General features: G+C 35.0%; 12 protein-coding genes. 3 read left to right on the forward strand and 9 right to left on the reverse strand.

What is annotated here, in order from left to right; genetic code table 11:
* Window positions 1–630 precede the first annotated feature (630 nt).
* The 4 genes from BUA89_RS17715 to BUA89_RS17730 all read right to left on the reverse strand — a co-directional run bounded on the left by BUA89_RS17715 (window position 631) and on the right by BUA89_RS17730 (window position 5,538).
* Entirely contained in the window at window positions 631–1,650 is a 1,020-nt protein-coding gene (locus BUA89_RS17715) for a DUF4365 domain-containing protein (RefSeq protein ID WP_072961496.1), read from the reverse strand.
* Window positions 1,651–1,823: 173 nt separating this feature from the next.
* Window positions 1,824–2,819 (reverse strand): leucine-rich repeat domain-containing protein, encoded by a 996-nt coding sequence (locus tag BUA89_RS17720; protein WP_072961500.1) that lies wholly within the window; start codon window positions 2,817–2,819, stop codon window positions 1,824–1,826.
* Window positions 2,820–2,996: 177 nt separating this feature from the next.
* Window positions 2,997–3,680: a hypothetical protein gene (locus tag BUA89_RS17725; protein ID WP_072961503.1), complete on the reverse strand. Its 684-nt coding sequence runs from the start codon at window positions 3,678–3,680 to the stop codon at window positions 2,997–2,999.
* 124 nt (window positions 3,681–3,804) lie between these two features.
* A complete protein-coding gene (locus BUA89_RS17730; protein WP_072961506.1) occupies window positions 3,805–5,538 on the reverse strand; it encodes a helix-turn-helix domain-containing protein in 1,734 nt (577 codons plus the stop codon).
* Window positions 5,539–5,913: 375 nt separating this feature from the next.
* Here BUA89_RS17730 and BUA89_RS17735 point away from each other — a divergent pair, with 375 nt between their 5' ends.
* The 3 genes from BUA89_RS17735 to BUA89_RS17745 all read left to right on the forward strand — a co-directional run bounded on the left by BUA89_RS17735 (window position 5,914) and on the right by BUA89_RS17745 (window position 7,136).
* On the forward strand, window positions 5,914–6,204 hold the full coding sequence (locus tag BUA89_RS17735) for a hypothetical protein (RefSeq protein ID WP_072961510.1): 291 nt from the start codon (window positions 5,914–5,916) through the stop codon (window positions 6,202–6,204).
* A 128-nt stretch (window positions 6,205–6,332) separates the two neighbouring features.
* Window positions 6,333–6,776 (forward strand): MauE/DoxX family redox-associated membrane protein, encoded by a 444-nt coding sequence (locus tag BUA89_RS17740; protein ID WP_072961513.1) that lies wholly within the window; start codon window positions 6,333–6,335, stop codon window positions 6,774–6,776.
* Window positions 6,777–6,878: 102 nt separating this feature from the next.
* Entirely contained in the window at window positions 6,879–7,136 is a 258-nt protein-coding gene (locus tag BUA89_RS17745; RefSeq protein WP_072961516.1) for a hypothetical protein, read from the forward strand.
* Window positions 7,137–7,183: 47 nt separating this feature from the next.
* Here the strand turns inward: BUA89_RS17745 and BUA89_RS17750 are convergent, their stop codons facing one another.
* The 5 genes from BUA89_RS17750 to BUA89_RS17770 form a co-directional block, all read right to left on the reverse strand.
* Window positions 7,184–8,623: a TlpA family protein disulfide reductase gene (locus tag BUA89_RS17750; RefSeq protein ID WP_072961519.1), complete on the reverse strand. Its 1,440-nt coding sequence runs from the start codon at window positions 8,621–8,623 to the stop codon at window positions 7,184–7,186.
* Between the two features lie 24 nt (window positions 8,624–8,647).
* Entirely contained in the window at window positions 8,648–10,009 is a 1,362-nt protein-coding gene (locus BUA89_RS17755; RefSeq protein WP_072961522.1) for a RagB/SusD family nutrient uptake outer membrane protein, read from the reverse strand.
* Window positions 10,010–10,019: 10 nt separating this feature from the next.
* Window positions 10,020–13,577 carry a SusC/RagA family TonB-linked outer membrane protein gene (locus BUA89_RS17760; RefSeq protein ID WP_072961525.1) on the reverse strand — a complete coding sequence of 1,186 codons (3,558 nt, stop codon included), beginning with the start codon at window positions 13,575–13,577 and terminating at the stop codon, window positions 10,020–10,022.
* A gap of 136 nt (window positions 13,578–13,713) precedes the next feature.
* On the reverse strand, window positions 13,714–14,874 hold the full coding sequence (locus tag BUA89_RS17765; protein WP_072961528.1) for a FecR family protein: 1,161 nt from the start codon (window positions 14,872–14,874) through the stop codon (window positions 13,714–13,716).
* Window positions 14,875–14,945: 71 nt separating this feature from the next.
* Complete coding sequence (locus BUA89_RS17770; RefSeq protein ID WP_072961531.1) at window positions 14,946–15,530, reverse strand: sigma-70 family RNA polymerase sigma factor; 585 nt, start codon at window positions 15,528–15,530, stop codon at window positions 14,946–14,948.
* Between the last annotated feature and the right edge of the window lie 10 nt (window positions 15,531–15,540).

A 15,540-nucleotide genomic window follows, 5' to 3' on the forward strand; every position in this document is an offset into this window, starting at 1 on the left:
GGAAAAGCGGATGCAATGGCTAAAAGCAAGCACTCACCCGTTCAATTTCCAGCCATTGCGGGCTTTGTCAGGGGATACGGAAGTATCCCGTAAATGCTTCGCAAAAATTGCTGGCTAAGATTTATATTTCCAATCGAGATAAATTACCCCAATCATTATCTTTCCATACCTCCTCAATTCTTACAGGACGCTATATTTTCTCTTGCATTAATAATTATATAGGTTAAGTACGTTATGATAAAAATAGCAAAAGGAATTTGAAATGCTAGATAGTTGAACATTTCAAGTGGAACTTGTACCAATCTGCTAATGATTGGTGATAACATAAGTACGAAACTTACAATAGTAATATCAATCCTGGTTTTACCTTTAATGAGATTTAAAAAAATTCCTACAAGTCCAAATACGGCAAATAACTGGTCAATACTTCCAAAGTCAAAAGCTGAAAATACTAACCATATTATAAATGGAATTCCACTCATCCATCCTGCGAAAATGATTAATGAATAAGAAATGATTGAGATCCACCTGATAACATTTTTCATTCTTTAAATGTGCATTAACCTTATATAGTTGATTGAAATAATCGTTTCTTTATTAAATTTTTAGCTAAATAAATTAATAAAGTTCTCATATATTTAAGTCGTCTATTAAATCATAATCGTCATAATCCGTAAAGTCATCAAAGTACTTCTTTTCTATATTCATTGTATCGTTTTCATATTCGTCGTTATAGTATCTTGCGAACCAATCCGAATGAACGAATGTCAGTGGGCGAAGTTTAAGATGCACATATAAATATGGAAATCTTTGTTGGTAGTAGGTCGGGTAATACTTAATAACCAACAAATTAACTTGTCGAACAGCCTCCCGATAATCAGAGGCAAAATATTTAATGACCTGTTTAACCACTTTATACGAGAATGTAATGCCTTTACGGTTGGGGTGCTTTTGCAGTTCAAGTATCTTGATGTCATACCACTCTGAAATTGCCTTAGGCTTTTTCCCTAGAATATATCTTGATAGTAGGTAAAAATATTCGTAATGTTGAAGAAGAATATATTGAATTGTAGTTGAACAAAGTTGTGAATCGGATTTTCTCTTACACATTAGTATAAATGGTCCGAAAGAGTTGAAAAGCATAAGAGACTGTTCCATGGCATTTTCGACAGCACCCCAGCGTTTTTCTCGCAGATAGTTAAACTGAAATAGAATTAATCCATTCTTTGATAAATTTTGTTCTTTCGGTATTTCAGTATATAAAGTTTCAGATGCGCCCTTTATAAATTTATCCGTTCTATTTGCATCACGAACATTGCACCAATATGACTGTTCGCTCTCAATACAAACCACAACAAAAAAAACTGGAACAGGAAGATTAAGCCAGTAATTTAATGTTGATTTTTTAATTGTGTAAAATTTAAACTTACCGTCAGCATCAATTTTTAACTTCTCTTTTCCTTTTACCTGAATCGCAATTAAATCTCCAGTTACTTTCTTATCTTCCCTTATTATTTCAACGTATAAATCAACCCCATAATCTCTTTCGGTCATCTCACGAACTATCCACTCTTTAGGTAATTGTTGAGTTAAGATTTCTAGAGCCTGTCTTTCTATAATATGTGTTAAATCTCTTTGTGGAAAATCCATTTGTCTTTATTTTTATCTTTAATATAAATATGATTACCAAAATCCTGGCTGATTCTGACAATGTGGTGGAACGCCCTTCCTTTAGAAAGCCTTTTTAAGAATTTTTGTAGTAATCATACTATTTCCTTCTTTATTGTTTTTTGAGACCAGAGAGATCTAGAATCAATCCTTTTTTATTCAAAGTAGCTTTGGATAATCTTGTCTACTTCAATTTTATATTGTTCATATTTCTGTCTGAATTCTTCGATTTTCTGGTCAGCTTGTGGATTATTACACTTTACACGTCCAGCTCCTTTTCCTAAAAACTCAAAACATTCTGAACTTGGGTCATCTACTTCTCTTGTTCCGTTATAAATTATTCTAACCTCTGGATGTCTTTCTTTGATTATTTCGTCCGATAGTTGAAAACGAAAATCTTCTTTTGTCAACTTTATGCTATGATAAGAAAATCTACGGTAAATTTCTTTTTTTGCACCTTCAACGTTTGGTAAAGCCCGTTCCAAAAATGCGAACTCTTGGGTTGGAATCGTATTCCTTCCAATTTTAATTTTTTTTAATTTTTCTAAAGTCAAAACTGATGTGAGTGCAGGGAATGGTGCTTTGCTCGTAATCCCACCCAATGAAAATACTTCGAGATTCGGAAGTCCGCCCAAAAAATCAAAATTGTCAATAGGTTGGTTCCAATCAAATGTGCCATCGATATGTAAATAGCGCAAACTGCTCGATCCTTTTAGTCCGTCAAAATTCGAAACTTTACGAAGATTTTCAAAATGTACAGATTTTAGTTTTGGTAATTTTGACAGTGGCGTCAAATCTGAAAATCCTGAGACATATTCGAGAATTAATTCTTCTAAATTATGTAGGTCGCCGATAAATTCAATATCGTTTGCTCTAAAGAAGGTTACCCTCAAACGCTTTATTTTTGCCAATCTCCTAATTGCTTGAACTTGTTCTTTACTTGGGTCGTGCAGCGTCAGTTCTTCAAGATTTGGGCAGTCAAAAATTTGCTGCCAATGATTTTTATCTTGGGTCTTGCTTATTGTTAATATTTCTACTTCGTCCTTATTACCGATTTCAAAGTCAGCAATAAATGCAAATCTTTCTCTATTTGGAATTGTCGTCCAGTAGTCGCCTGTTCTGTCTAAAAAGTCGCCAAAGTGATGTTTCATTCTTTATGGATTCAATATCAATAGTTGTTGATGAGATAATAATTCATAATAGGCATTATCCTTGTGCAAATATATTTCAATAAAATTTCAATTATGCCAAACAGTTAAAAACTCAGACTAAATTTTCCTGGCTAATTGGTTCTTTTTTCAAAGCTTGGATGGTTGGAAAGTATGCGTTTATAAAAATAAAGGTATTAAAGCGCCTATTAATATTGTTAAAATACTGAGAAATAACATAAGTATTCTTATTGGTTTTTCCGGCGAATAATGTAAACTTAATTTAAGGATTTTCTGCAGTACGAAGTATAGGAGATTACAAAATAATCGAGCGGAATATACCAATAAAATAGTAATCATAAGTAACATAATACCGGCAAAAATGATAATTGAATCCGCAAAGTAAGGACTGAAATGAAAATCATTTCTAAGTGGATTGGCAATACCATATAAAGCCATTCCTGTATGCATAAAATAGATCCCTATTCCGACCGAAATTACTAATAATGGAAGCATTTTGACCAAATCTCGTCTATTGAGGCTGGCGAAAACAATAAAGGTTCCAACGATCGAGTATGAAAAGATTATCTCATTTTTCAATGGATTCTTTGGTGAATTAGCACCAAAAATAAGCATGCTGAAATAATTCACAATTGCAAGCCCGACAAATAAGGCTAAAATCCAATTCTGAATAACTTTCTTATTTGCACTGTAAGGATTGTTGACTATAATCAACATTTGATCTCTAACTTTCAGATGCAAATTTTCCATCTTCTGCAGAACTTCTTTATTGGTCACGGAACTTTCAAACTTCATAATAAGCAAAACTATGATGGACACAAGAGTGAGGATTAAATTTCCCATATATAATATATTTTTTCAGATTCAAATAAAGTATTACTCTCAATACTTAAAAGTTAGGTAATACAGCATATAATTTGTCAATTTTAGACTTTAATAATTAGAATACCCACAAGTCAGATTTATGTTATTGTGTAGTTCTTTTGAGATCAAAATCATTCAACTCATCTCTTTGTTTTTTGATGAACTCATTGAAAGTAATTCCATTTATTTCTCGGAATAAAGCTGAAAAATTGGATCTTGATGCTATACCGCACTCTCTTGCTAACGCTGCGCTAGAATACTTTAGATATTTAGGTTCGTTAATAAGTTTGTCAGTTATAAAAGCAATTCTGAGTTCACTTAGATAACGATTGAAACTCGCTCCCTTATGTTCATTAATTACCGAGGATAAGTTCTTTTCTGTCAATTGTAACCTTTCCGCCAAAGTCCCTAATGTAATACTGCTTTGAAGATATTCTTTATTCTTTTCAAAGTTTTCTAAACTAAAAAGAATATGGTCTACAATCTCGGAACTAAGATCTGATTTATTGTAATGTCTGATTCTGTAAGTACCTTCCTCCATAGTTTTTGGGACCTGTCCGCCAAAGTCTATTCCCAAAAAGGTGCTCTTGCCTGAAGACTTTTTTCGAGAGCGATAAAGCACAAGCCAGTAGAAACCGCCAACGAGAACTACGATTAAAATAGTAAAATACGCCCACCGTTTAAAAGACGCCATACTTTCAATCCTATTTTGCTCACGCAACAGTTTTGTTGTATCATAGTCACGAAGTATTTTGGAGGACAGATAAAAGAAATCCTGGTCTAGAACACTATCAACTTTCAAAAGCTGTTTCATATAATAAAGTACCTTTGTGGAATTGTCCCTGGCTTCATAATAGTCTATCAGATTTTCATAGACCTTACGGACTTCAGGAAGTACAAAGTTGTGTTTATTAAAAATTGAATCGACTTTCTCAAATTCTTTGATACCTTCATCAATATTGTTTAATTTCCAATGGGATTTTCCCAAATAAGAATAACAAATTGTCAGCCATGCAAAATCATTTACTTCTTTAAGATTAGGCAATGATCCTCTTATCGATTCTATTGCACCTCTAAAATTTTTTCTGTTGAATCTATTAATTCCCTGCTCTTTCAAAAAGTAACTATATTCCTGCTTAAAGTCTGCATTGTTTAAGGTACTTGAAAGTCCTAAATCAATCAATGAATCGGCTTTTTTTTGATTATTCAAATTTCTATAGCAAACCGCCATTTGATGAAGGGTATTATAATAACCACGTCGGTTTCCAAACATCAGATTTGGGTGCAAATCCTTCTTAATCTCTCTTTCAAAAAATTTTCTGGCATCTTCAAAATCTGATAGGGCATCTTTATAGTAACCCATATAGCTTCGAACCACTCCAATATGATAGTTTATCTTATTTTTATAATAAAGATCCTTACAACTTTTTGTCTTGTCAAAAGCCTTTAAATATTCATCTAATGCTAGCTTATATTTTTTGAAATTAAAATAATATACAATCCCCTTGCTCAAATAAGCACTACTTATTAAACTATCATCCCTCATTTTATTTGCAGTGTATATCGTACTATCGGCATATTTTAATTTCTTAAAAGGATTGGCTGAGTGATATCTGGCATCTTTATAACCAATATACAATTGCAGATTATTTTTTTCTCTCTTTGCCTTAGAGATCCGCTTTTGTACAAAGGGTAATGCAGTTTCATCATTCTCTGAAAGATTTTCATACTGCCTTTGAATGAGGTAATAATCACTCAGAATTTTTTTCTGTGCAAATATCGGTTGACATAAAAATAATGGTAAGATTAATAAAAGGTGGTAAAATAAAGGCTTCATTGGTAAGAATTAGCATAAAATTAAGAATTTTTCCTAATGCCAAAGCAACGGTTATCCGTATATAGAAAACCCATTATTTAAAATACTGATTTTGTGGTAATTAAATCTTTGTAAAATAAGTTTTAATTCACTGTCCGAGGAAACTAAGACAGGTTTGCGTGTTTAGATACACTTATTTGCAACTTTAAAAATGTCATTTTTTTTCAAAATTGTAGATTATTTTTTTTCAATTATTTAACACTCACACATGGTATTATATTCACATGTCCGTGAGAAATCTGAGACCACATATAGTTTCTTAGCTCCACGGAGACTGATAATTTGGCTGTCAGAAATCGATTCATCTCGGCCGAGGTAATCCTAAAATTTTTTACAATGAAAACATCTAAAAAGATTATCTCAAGTTCAATAATCATTTATGCATTATGCACAGTATTCTCCTGCAGAGAAAGCGAAGCAGATATAATACCAAATCATAACATTTTGGCGGCAAAAGAGGCAGCAGTACTGCTTACTAATAAATCTACTAATGATTCTGTTCACGCAGGTTCAAATTTAAAGCTGGACGAAAACGGTAATGAAATTATAGATCCACCACAAAAAGATAAGGATCAATGGAGACAACAAAGTGCGAACAATTTAGGACATGATCTGGAAGATAATTAGGACAACTTGTTCTTGCATCGTCACATAATGCGGTTCTACATTTGGTATTATGAAAATTCGAACCCAGGCTCGGTTTTCCCTATTTCAGGATTTATCCTAACCAAATTAAAAATCTAAAACTAAAAACTATGCGTGCAAAGAATATCATTTCAGAAGTGATTGTATTTATTTTAATACTAGTGTGGGCGTTTACCTTTGCCAGCAAGATCTTTGATTTTGACACATTCAACAGACAAATCAAAGGAGCCTATATATTGTCATTAGGAGGATCTATCCTACCCTATGCTTTACAGGCAATACACTTAGGACTTATAATTATGTTGCTGAATAAGAAATGGAAAAAGATAGGATTACTTACTTCCTTTTGCATCCTTACCCTGTATACAGGATATCTTGTTTACATCTTAAAATTTGCGCCAAGTATTCCCTGTTCCTGCATTGCAGTTTTAAGAGGTATGAACTGGAACGATCAGCTTTATTTCAATTTTGGTGTAATGGCGATCAACATCATTGGTCTGGTGGCTTTCTTTTCGCAAAGGCGAACCCCACACAGCGGTATTCAGACCACATAAGCTAAAAACTAATAACCATAAAAACAGGGGAAGCCGAAAACCTGAACTCAGAGTAGGCAAAATTAAAGTTTAGCTTTTTGATTTATAAAAGCAACCATTATCATGAAAAATTTAAGATTAACATTTGGAGTTGCAGCACTTGCAATTGGATCATTCGCAGCATTTTCATTTGCTCCGGCGAATACAGTAAACGAAGATGCGACTGGAATTTTTTACCGTAATTCCGATGGATCAATGGGAGATGCATATGATCCTGTTTCACACCCATGTTCACCTAGCCAACAAGTATGTGCACAAGAATATGACTTAGATACTCAGTTACCAACTGGTCAAGGTATTATAAGAGGTGTTAAAGACTAAATATTGCACCAATGAAAAGAGAGCATTAATTATGCTCTCTTTTCTTACTATAGACAATTTAGTATATATTTCTCAAAACCACTAGGATCTTCATAAGGATGAGGAGGCATTCCAATAATTCTTCCATCTCTATCCAAAACTATTAATGTTGGGTATGCTCGAATCTTTGCAAACTTTATAATAGGATGATCATATCTTTTCCCATCCGTGTACAGTTGTAATGCACCACTGATCGAAAATACACCTATACCAGCCTTCCATCTTTCTAATGTTTCATCAACATTAATAGAAACAAACTGAATTTTATCATTTTTTAAGTTGTTTAATTTCGTAACTTCGGATGCAGCCGTTTTACAAGCGCCACATCCAGTGAACCAAAAGTCTAAAATAACTACTTTCCCCCGTAAATCACTTAAGTTGTGATATATACCATTTGTATCTGGCAAATTAAAATTGTAAAAATGATTTCCAGGTTTTAAAATTTCTTTGAGGTTATTAAATTCATTTAAAACGTACTGAAAATAATGATTTTTCCTATTCACTTTTGCTTCATAAAAATTAAATGCATCACTCGATATTTGACTATACCAGTTTTTACGAAAAATAGCTATTGTATTATCAGAAAGTAGATAATTCATTATAAAAGGGAAATCCTTAAATTCTTTTTCAACCAAGGAACCATATTCTAGGGGGTACTTGTACCTAAATAAATCATGACGCGTTGCCAATTGCTGCATATTGCATATGTAGATATAAGCAGGAAGAACGCGAAATCCTCCAAAATAATCTATTGTTAAGCTGTCAAGTAGTGGATTGATTCGTTTCTTATTCTTTATGAATTTGTTAAATAATGTAGCTACAGAATCATCATATTGATCTACTGATTGTAGCATAATAGCATCTAGAGTTTGCTCAACCAACTGCGCTTTTGCTAGCCTAAAGTCCCTAGTATTTTTTTGAGGGTGCTCATTAAACATTGAATCGATTATATCAAGCGATCTATCAACTTCTAAATATCTTTCAGTAATATTTTGCTTATTGTAAGGCTTTTTAAATACATAGCTTGACAACATCTTTTTAGTTACTTGCTTAGTCATAAGCAACTTTTCCGCTCCTCTTCCTCCTATTTCCATATTGTTCAATCCTTCTTTATCATCACGAACTATAAGATCTAAACTGTCGCCAGGATTTATGATGATATTAAATGTACCAGGGACAAACAAGAGACCGTTTTTAGTGCTTGTGTAAATGCATACTTTTGTTGTTTCTTCTAAAGGAAATTCAAAATGAAATTTTCCGTCGTTTCTTGTTGACTCGTAATCCCGTGCAGTGTATGAAGAAAACTTACCATCATAAATTGGAAATGATAAGCTAATGGCAGAATCTCTAAAATTCTCATATTTTATATTAATTATGGTTCTTCTTTGGGCAATGGAAAACTGAGCTATAAATAAATATAGCGTTCCTAAGTATAATATTTTTCTCATAATATTTTGTTAATCGAGATTTAATCAATTTTGTTCTAAACCGTTATAGTCAATAATATATTGAGGAATTGGAAGTTGATAGCGTCCATCATTAGGAGGTAGAGTATATATTTTTGCGCCAATAGTTCTTGTCAAACTTTTGGCATACCTAGAGTCTTTATTAAGTCGCTTAAGATCCTGAAAACGTAACCCTCTTTTTAGCAATTCTTTTCTTCTTTCAGCAAGTATTATATCAAGGGCTTCCAAGTCAGAACTTGCAGTTAAAGGTTTAAAAGTTCCCGTTTTATACCTTTTTATTAGCAATGCATTAAGCAAGTCTAATGCCTTTTCTCTCTCCCCTAATCTTGCAGCACATTCTGCTTCGATGAGAAAAACTTCATTAGTCGCTGTACCAGAAAGATTATTACCTATAGGTGCACCACACCAAATACTTTTTCCATTTTGGCTTTTAAAATAAAGCACCTTTCTAAGATCATGTTCTTCATAAAGTTCATATAGCTCACGGGGTATAGAAGAGTACATATTTCCTGCAGTCCCATAACTTACAGTCATTTCAATCATTATGTGGACTTCTTTACTTTTTCCCAACAGAGGATTGGCATCAGTCATGTTAAAAGTATTATAATCATCAAGCACTGAATAAATCTTTAATGAATTTTGAGCAGCATCATAAGCTTTCCTATAGTCATTCATATAAAGATAGGTTCTTGCCAATAAAGCATATGCACCAGCATTTGTTATATGAGTTGCAGATATTGCATCTTTTGGTAATAATGTTGCAGCCAAGGTAAGATCTTCTGTAATCCTTTGATAAGTATGCTTTAGTGTACTTCTAAAAATTGGTTCATTTACATCAATATCTAATTTCAAAGGAACTCCAAGATCACTATCTGCTGATGTGACGTCGTAATATTTACAAAAGGTCATTGCAAGATTAAGAAAGGCTTTTGATCTAAAATACAAAGCAGTCCCCTTTATGCGATCATAAAGCTGACTATTGGTTGCCGTTCTGGAAATTTTATCAAGCGTATTCAAGGCTACATTGCAGCTTTGAATTTGAGAATAAGGTAGTTCCCACTCTTCGTAATTAGTTCCCAAGCCTAATTTTGGAAAGACATCTACAGTCCATGTTAATAATTTGCGTTCAAAATCGTCCCATAGTGAATTATATTGCTCCATTGTCAATTCAAAATCATCGCATGAAGCCTCCATAGCACCTCGTCCATCATAAACAAACTGACTGGAATTCATTAACAAACTCAGATCATTTAGTGTAGTGGGAACTATCAGTTTGATATCTTGTTTTTCCTCAAGCCATTCTTTCGAACAAGAAGGCATAAATAATATCATTGCCAATGGTAACAATAGTTTTATTCTCTTTTTCATAGTAGTCTGATTAAAGGTTACAATTAAGACCTACAGCAAAAGTCCGTACGGGCTTATTCGTTGGAAAATCAGGATCTAAATTATCCTTGTTAGCTTTCCAAATCATGGCAACATTATTTACATAGCCAAAAAGACGTAAGTTTTTAAGATGAAGCTTTTGTGATATTTTAGAATCAAGATTGTAGCTTAGATTTATATCCTGAAGCCTAATATGATCACCTTTGCTTACTAACACCTCAGAATTAAGATAATATTGATCAGCAACGTTTACACCTGGATAAACCATCGCAGGAACATTTGTCGTCAGCTCGTCCCCTGGATTTTGCCACCTCTTGTAATAATCTCCATGCCCACCGTAATTATTATAAAGTGCTGTATACATGATACTATTACGCTTAAAATAGTAACCAAAACGGTACGTAATATTAAACGACAGCTCAACATTTTTGTAACTTATAATATTTCGTAAAGCCCCAAAATATGGAGCTAACGCATTACCGTGATAAATAAGTCTATTCTCAGGATCTTCAGCCAATTGCTGAGTTATCTGCGCATACTGTGTGGATGGCTGACCATCTAAAAAACCTCTAGCCTGACCAGTTTGGGGATCTAATCCCGCCCAAGGATAACTATAAATACCAAACAAAGATCTCCCAACTACAGGGTTGTATAAGGATGGATTTCTAATAATGCTGTTATCGGAAACAAAATTGGTAATGCTAGTTGGTCTCTTGTAAGCTGTGATAATATCTTTAGCATAAGAAAAGATTGCGGTTGTTTTCCAGCTAAAGCTTCTGCTTTGGATATTGGAGGAATTAAGCTCAATATCGACACCTTTTCCATTCATGTTCGCAACATTTCCACGAAAAGATGAAAAACCCGTTGTAGGATCTATATCTCCGTTACCAATCAGATCCTTTCCCCTACGGTTAAAATACTCTATACTTCCTGATAGTCTATTGTTTTTTGAAGCGAAATCCACTCCGATATTAAACATTCTATTCCGCTCCCAGCGAAGTTCGTTATTGGGAGGTGTTACAAGGTCGGCATTAGGTAAATTGTTGTATAAGTTTCTTGAAAGACGTGCAGTAGTGTATGCTGTTGTTGTTCTATCAATGTTTCCACTGACTCCATAAGTAGATCTGATACTTAATTGTGGAAGCCAATCCAAATGGTAGAAATCTTCTTTATTTATATTCCATTTCAAGCCTGTTGACCATAAGGGAACTGATTTTTGGTTGGTCTCAACACCAAAAAGATTTGATTGATCTATACGTGCACTCGCAGATAAAACATAACGAAGATCATAATTATAGGCTCCGTTTAAATAGTATGAACGGATACGATCGACTGTACCAGAGTAGTTATCAAAATTTGAAATCGTAGCCGTCCCAGTCCGTCCGTATTGCGAAAATCTGGTAATATAATCTACCAAAATGCTTGATCCTACATTTGGATCAAAACCATATTGCCTCGAACTGATTCCATTTGCCTTAGTCTCACGAACTTCAAAACCTGCAATCGCATTAACCTGATGTTTATTCCATTGTTGATCGTAGTTTAATTGAAACCTACCATTCAATGCATTTAGTTCTGTATTTGTATTATCAAGCCGTCCTCCCAATGGTATATTACGAGTCAAAACTCCATTATTAATGGTAGTAAATCTATTGATCTGATCACGCATCAAGTAACTCTCCTGATCATAATAGTTTCTGCGTCGTCCTAATTGATTTTCGTATTGAAATCGTACTTCAGCAGATAAAACTGGAACAATTGTATACTTTATGGAAGTATTGAAGCGAAGCTCTGACTGTTTAAATTTGTTATTCTGATAATCCAATTCTTGAAGTGGTACAAAATCCCAATTTAGCAGTCCTGCAGTAAGTGCTTTTTCTTTTAGAACAGTACTTGCATCTTTAATAACTACAGCCGGATTCCCATTATCATCAACTAACCTTGCATATGGATACATTAATTCGGTTCCCATATTGTTGAGCATGGAAATAACATTGGAGGTAGATTGATTATTTTGATTGTAAGCTAAACCTGCGGAGATTTCCAGATTTTTGATTGGGCGGAATACCTGATTGCTGTTTAAACTAACCCTGCTAAATCCGCTTCCTTTTTCGGTATTTTGGTTTTTATCGAAACCTGCAGAGAAATAATAAGTGTATTTACTCGTACCTCCGTTAAAGTTCAGGGCATACTGCTGTTTGATACTGTTTCTGTAGAGATACTTACTTATGTCATCTCTAAGGTTGTATTTTCTTAGCTGGTCAATTTGATTTGTTGCTTGTTTTTCAGTGATTAGTCCATTCTTCTGGTCGTTGAGAATGCTTACTACTGGAGAATAGGGTCGGTTGCTTGCTGTATTGCTGATAATGGTATTGTAGTAGCCTTTTTCAAAAAGTATTTTTTCAATATCAATGAAATCAGTGGGCTTGATCTGTGGGATGTAGTTAAGGTCTGGCTTCTGTCCTATTGTTAGGTTTGAGGTAAAACCAATGTTCATCGGCTGGTCTGTTCGTCCTTTTTTAGTTTTTATGACGATCACACCATTTCCGGCACGAACGCCCCAGATGGAAGCTGCGGCAGCATCCTTTAAAATATCGATGTCCTCAATATCATTCGGATTGATATTGTTGATATCACCCTCGTAAGGGAAATTGTCAACAACAATAAGCGGCTGATCGTTCCCAAAAATCGTAGCCTGTCCACGTATAGTTAGTTTCGGGGAGCCTGACCGCTCATCAAACAGGATCGAAGGAGCAATACCCTTCAGTCTGCTGATCACATCCGTTGAAACCTGTCTATTGAATGTCGCATTATCTACTTTGGAAAAAGAACCTGTAGCTCTTTCCTTTGGTATGCTCTGATAACCGCTGGCAACAACGGATACTTCATCTATCCTGTTAGCATTGGTGTACAGTGTGATGTTTTTCGCATTTTTTGAACTTGTCTCGGTTGCTGTGTAACCTATATAGGAAATAATGATGATTTCATTTTCATATTGGTCGGGAAGTTCGAAAAAACCATTACTGTCGGAACTGGTAATGAAATTAGTCCCTTTGACCTGAATGGTGGCACCTGATAAAGGGGTACCGTTTTCACTGACTACCCTGCCCTGTATATTTTCTTTTTTTGTTGGGGTCTGGGTAGGGGTTTGATTATTCGGTTTGTTTGTTTTCTTTTCCTTTAGAATGATAATGCCATCGGCAATCTCATAGGAAATGGGCTGATCAGCAAACATCTTGCTGAGCATCTCCTGAATGGTGCCATTCTTAATATTGACAGTAATGGGACTTGCTTTTTTGAGCAGTTCATTGTTATAGGCAAAATCAAACTTCGTCTGTTTTCTGATCTCGGCAATAGCTTTAGGCAAAGAAGCTTTCTGCAGATTCAGACTGATCTGCTGTGCCTGTGTAGCCGAGCAGCTCAGAGCCAGTAGAAAAAACAGTACGCTTTTTTTACTTTTTTTGCTGATGTGCAGGGATTTCCTGCTGTGGGTGGATTCTGCCGAGGGTGGCGGAATGTTTTCCCATTTGGAAACATCATGATAATTCATACATTTGTAGTTAGGGTTAAAAATTTAATTTTCGTTGCTGGAAATTTATAATGTAGACCCAATGGCCGGAGTGTTCGAGACTCCGGCTTTTCCTTTTGGGCTCTACTACATATGAAACAACTTACTATATTTAGTTCTATCGGATAATCTTTAGTCTCCTTTCGTTTGTTACCTGAAATTTTAAATCCGTGATCTTCTCAAGGGTGTATAGCACACTTGAAAGTTTCTTCTGTCTGCTGATGGTTCCGTGGACGCTGACGTTAGGGATGTTGCTGTAATCGACATCAACATCATACCAGCGCTCCAGTTGTCGGAGCACCTCAACAAGTGGCGCTCCTTCAAACTGAAACTCATTAGTGGTCCAGGCAGTAAAAATATCTGTATCAACAAATTCTGTGGTAAATTTGGATTGATTTAGTTTCCCCTGCTGACCAGGTTTTAATTTAATGGATGCTGTATTTTTTTCATTGCTTAGCTCTACGCTTCCGCTGATAAGCGTAGTTTTTGTAGTCTCTTCGTTGCTATAGGAATTGATATTGAACTTTGTTCCAAGTACCTTGACCCGTTGTCCTTTTGAAATAACAATAAAAGGCTTGTTTGCATTATGGGCAACTTCGAAATACCCCTCTCCTTTTAATTCAACAAGCCTTTCATCTGTGGTAAACTGTGTCGGAAATTTCAGCTCCGATTCTGCATTCAGCCATACCTTTGTTCCATCGGGAAGCGTTGTTTTATATTGCCCTTTTCTCGGAGTTGATAATGTTGCTGTTTGATTTGTGTTTTCTGAAATGGCTTTATCTCCCAGAAAAGATGTTCCGCTTTGATCTGTTGTTAAATCCTTACCGTTCAGCGCTACGGTCATTCCATTACCAAATGTCAATGTTGCCTGATCTTTGCCGGGATCAACATCAGTTGCCACCATCTCGACCGTTTCATTGGTAACATTTGTGGACTGATAATACCTATATAGTAACAAACTGAGCGAAAAGAAAAGCAATACCGCAGCAGCAGATGACCAAATAACAACACGCTTATAATTGGACTGGCTTTTCTCCAACCTGCCGTGCAATTTTTTTAGCCTTTCTTCTGTAGTAGAATTTAGTTTACCAAAATCAACAAGATTCTTTGCCAATATTTCGTTATCCACTAATTCAAGGTAAACGGCTCTGTTGGCTTCACTCCGATCTATCCATATCTCTATCGTTTTCAGCTCCAAAGAAGTCAGCTCCTCACCTCTCACGTAGCTTGTTAGAAGGGGGATGATAAATTGTTGTTCAAAAATCCGTTGGTCTTCCATTGGTTTCTTTTAATATAGAAACCGAAAAGCTTGGTGCCTTGTCCAAAAGAATTTGAAAAAAAATGAAAATTTTAGAAATAAAGTAATAAAAGTGCGATTCCCGCACCTGAAAGCCGTTTTTTTAAGATGGAAATTGCTCTCGCTTTTTGGCTGTTGATGGTACTAACACTGATGTCAAGTTCCTGTGAGACTTCTTTTGGAGTTTTACCCTCCATAAGCTGTTGCATAATGATCTTGCATTGTTCGGGAAGTAATTCAAGCGCCTGATATAATTCCTTATAAACTTCTGAAAGTACGATCTGGCTTAAAATATTGTTTTCGTCAGGCTCTTCAAAGTTTGCTGTGAAGCCTTCAACTCTTTTTAACCGCACCTTTTCTTTCTCAATTGCATTAAAGCAGGAATTTTTGGTGGATATATACAGAAAAGCTTTAATGCTGCTTAAGGATTCAAACGATTCTTTCCGCTCGTAAAGCTTCAGGAACACATCAAGAACAATTTCCTGGGCATCAATCTGATCGTAATTTACTATAAGTCGGTTTGCAAAGAAAACCAATGAAGCATGGTGCAGGCGGAAAATCTTATCAAAAGCCATTCTATCACCGCTTTGAAAATCAGTGAGCAGTGCCCTTTCTTCGATCTCGTGGGTGGATTTCATAATCGGGCTA

This window comes from Chryseobacterium arachidis (assembly GCF_900129245.1).
Classification (GTDB): domain Bacteria; phylum Bacteroidota; class Bacteroidia; order Flavobacteriales; family Weeksellaceae; genus Chryseobacterium; species Chryseobacterium arachidis.

What these genes read in the sequence shown, in the direction of transcription:
- BUA89_RS17715 (WP_072961496.1), bottom strand. Translation starts at nt 1,650, where the DNA reads ATGGATTTTCCACAAAGAGATTTAACACATATTATAGAAAGACAGGCT.
- BUA89_RS17720 (WP_072961500.1), bottom strand. Translation starts at nt 2,819, where the DNA reads ATGAAACATCACTTTGGCGACTTTTTAGACAGAACAGGCGACTACTGG.
- BUA89_RS17725 (WP_072961503.1), bottom strand. Translation starts at nt 3,680, where the DNA reads ATGGGAAATTTAATCCTCACTCTTGTGTCCATCATAGTTTTGCTTATT.
- BUA89_RS17730 (WP_072961506.1), bottom strand. Translation starts at nt 5,538, where the DNA reads ATGAAGCCTTTATTTTACCACCTTTTATTAATCTTACCATTATTTTTA.
- BUA89_RS17735 (WP_072961510.1), top strand. Translation starts at nt 5,914, where the DNA reads ATGAAAACATCTAAAAAGATTATCTCAAGTTCAATAATCATTTATGCA.
- BUA89_RS17740 (WP_072961513.1), top strand. Translation starts at nt 6,333, where the DNA reads ATGCGTGCAAAGAATATCATTTCAGAAGTGATTGTATTTATTTTAATA.
- BUA89_RS17745 (WP_072961516.1), top strand. Translation starts at nt 6,879, where the DNA reads ATGAAAAATTTAAGATTAACATTTGGAGTTGCAGCACTTGCAATTGGA.
- BUA89_RS17750 (WP_072961519.1), bottom strand. Translation starts at nt 8,623, where the DNA reads ATGAGAAAAATATTATACTTAGGAACGCTATATTTATTTATAGCTCAG.
- BUA89_RS17755 (WP_072961522.1), bottom strand. Translation starts at nt 10,009, where the DNA reads ATGAAAAAGAGAATAAAACTATTGTTACCATTGGCAATGATATTATTT.
- BUA89_RS17760 (WP_072961525.1), bottom strand. Translation starts at nt 13,577, where the DNA reads ATGAATTATCATGATGTTTCCAAATGGGAAAACATTCCGCCACCCTCG.
- BUA89_RS17765 (WP_072961528.1), bottom strand. Translation starts at nt 14,874, where the DNA reads ATGGAAGACCAACGGATTTTTGAACAACAATTTATCATCCCCCTTCTA.
- BUA89_RS17770 (WP_072961531.1), bottom strand. Translation starts at nt 15,530, where the DNA reads ATGAAATCCACCCACGAGATCGAAGAAAGGGCACTGCTCACTGATTTT.